The 2349-nt window shown below is 64.2% G+C and carries 2 protein-coding genes; one reads left to right on the forward strand and one right to left on the reverse strand.

Annotated elements, in window-relative coordinates; translation table 11 throughout:
- A partial coding sequence (locus I6F38_RS44175; RefSeq protein WP_276573546.1) for an acetyl-coenzyme A synthetase N-terminal domain-containing protein occupies positions 1 to 138 on the reverse strand: 138 nt, incomplete at its 3' end.
- Between the two features lie 774 nt (positions 139 to 912).
- On the opposite strand from I6F38_RS44175, the gene I6F38_RS43080 reads away from it, so the two are divergent.
- Positions 913 to 2091 carry a DNA topoisomerase IB gene (locus I6F38_RS43080; RefSeq protein ID WP_092087762.1) on the forward strand — a complete coding sequence of 393 codons (1179 nt, stop codon included), beginning with the start codon at positions 913 to 915 and terminating at the stop codon, positions 2089 to 2091.
- The last annotated feature ends 258 nt before the right edge of the window (positions 2092 to 2349 follow it).

Raw genomic sequence — 2349 nt, forward strand, 5'->3', positions numbered from 1 at the left:
GTCGATCCGCTTGCCGTGCTCGGCCCAGAAGCCGTTCGGGTCCTTGACCGAGTGCGCGTACATCTCGCGATATTTGGCGTCATCGATATAGGCGCGCTTGGCCCAGTCGGCCGACACGTCATAGATCTTCTCGGACATCATTTTCCTCCACTCATTGCCGATCGCGCACGACGCGACGGCAAGCCGTCTTGATCATTGCCGCGATTATGCGTTGCCGCATTCCGGCCCGGCAAGGAAAAAGGACTGTCACTTTCGTCGCGTTGAAGCCGCCGGATAGTCCGCCGGCTTCCGCTTGTGATAGGACGGCTTACCGCAACGCATCGACGAGAGAAACCTATGCGCCATCGCCTGCTCCGGGTCACTGGTCTCTTGGTCGTAGTGGTATCGTTCTCTGCGCCGTTCGTCGCCACCGCAGCAGTGTCGCGTGCGATGACGATGCAGTGACGCCGATTTTGATCGACGGCTTCAGGCACAATTGAACGAATTGTCGGACGCCGCGGCGATGAGCTGCGTCAACACGTTCGTGACCGCATAATCCTTGATTGCGGCCAGCGGTTGGACCGGCCCGCGGCTGCCGAGCTCGAGCCGCGCCCCGGCAAGAGCGGCGCGCGAAAGGGCAAGGTTGCTGACCTGATCTGGGGACCGCGGTGGACCTCCGGCGGCGTTCAAACGCCGGTTTCCGGTACCGCGCTCGCGTTATTTTGTCCGATCCCGGGCAGCCCAAAATCAACGTTAGCGGGCGAATGGCACCCATGAAAGGTAATTTGGCACCATCAATGACTGATTCGCGACTCGCAATGTCAGCCGTGACGCCCTAAATCGCGTTTCCGAGGCCCGGACGGCCCACCGGAACGAAGCCCGAAGCAACGGCATTACCGGGAGAACAGCGGAACAAGGCGTCTTGCGAGAGTAATGATGGATCAGCAGAATATCGCGGCTGTGCGGCCCGTTTCCGCCGATCCCGCTGTCGCCTTGGCAAAGGCACTGGGCCAGTGGCCGTCCAAGCCGCCGCGGGCCAGGCTGCAGCCGCCGGCAAAACTCAAGCTCGACGCGCCCGCTGCCATCAGAACGACGGTTGAAGAACTGGCGCGCGATCTGGGCCTGCGGCTCGGCGACCAGAACGAATTGACCATCCGCCGCATTAAGCGCGGCAAGACCTATTCATTCGTTCGTGCCAATGGCTCGCGCATCCGCGATGCGCGCACCATCCGCCGGCTGCACGCGATGGCGGTCCCGCCGGCCTATCGCCAGGTGCGCTATTCCAGCGATCCGAGTTCGCATCTGCAGGCGGTCGGCCGCGATGCCGCGGGCCGGCTGCAATATCGCTATCACGCCGACTGGGAGAAGGTTCGCGAGCAGCGCAAGGCGCATCGCCTCGCCAAGCTGGTGGCCGCGCTGCCGAAGATCCGGCGCAAGGTCTCGGCGTTCCTGTCCGGCGACGAGCCGACGCGCGAGTTCGCGCTGTCGGCGGTGATCGAGCTGATCGCGCGCACCGCGATCCGGCCCGGCAACGAATCCTATGCGCGCCTCAACGGCACCCGCGGCGCCACCACGCTCTTGAAGTCCAACGTCACGCTGGAAGACGACTCCCTGGTGCTGACCTTCAAGGCCAAGGGCGGCAAGGCCGTGCGCAAGGAATGCGACGCGGCCAAGCTGGTGCGTGCGATCGGCATCCTGCGCGGCGTCCCGGGCAAGCGCATGTTTCAGTATTACGACCGTTCCGGCGTGGTGCGGGCCGCCTCGACCACGGCGGTGAACGCGTTCCTGCGCGAGATCGCCGGCATCAAGATCTCGCTGAAGGATTTCCGCACCCTGATGGCGTCGGCCGTCGTCGTGGAATCGCTGTCGCGGATCACGCCGGCCACCAGCCAGCGCGGCCGCAAGCGCCAGGTGCTGGATGCGATCCGCGCCGCCGCCGACCAGCTGTCCAACACGCCGGCGATCTGCCGCAAGAGCTATGTCCACGACACCATCGTCACCGCCTTCGAGGACGGCATCCTCGAACGCTTCGCCGCGACGATGGGAGGCTACCGCACCCAGTCCAAGCGCGAGCAATTGCTGGCGCAGGTGGTGATGGCGGCGGGAGCGTAGGCTCGGCCGCACCTCCTGTCGTCGTCACGGCGAAAGCCGGGACCCATAACCCCAAATCTTGATTGTTGAGACGAGCTGGAGCCGCAGCGCGCTCCAACAATGCGCGCCTGTGGTTATGGGTCCCTGCTTTCGTGTTCAGTCCCGTGAGTTTAGCAACGGCCTGGATCGGGGCCTGGTAGCCGAGGCATTTGAGGCGAGTCCGGTTGTAGTCGTGGACGAACCTGGCGATGAAGGCGTCGCGATCGGCATGGTCGATGA

It is taken from the genome of Bradyrhizobium sp. BRP56 (assembly GCF_020194035.1).
GTDB lineage: Bacteria > Pseudomonadota > Alphaproteobacteria > Rhizobiales > Xanthobacteraceae > Bradyrhizobium > Bradyrhizobium australafricanum.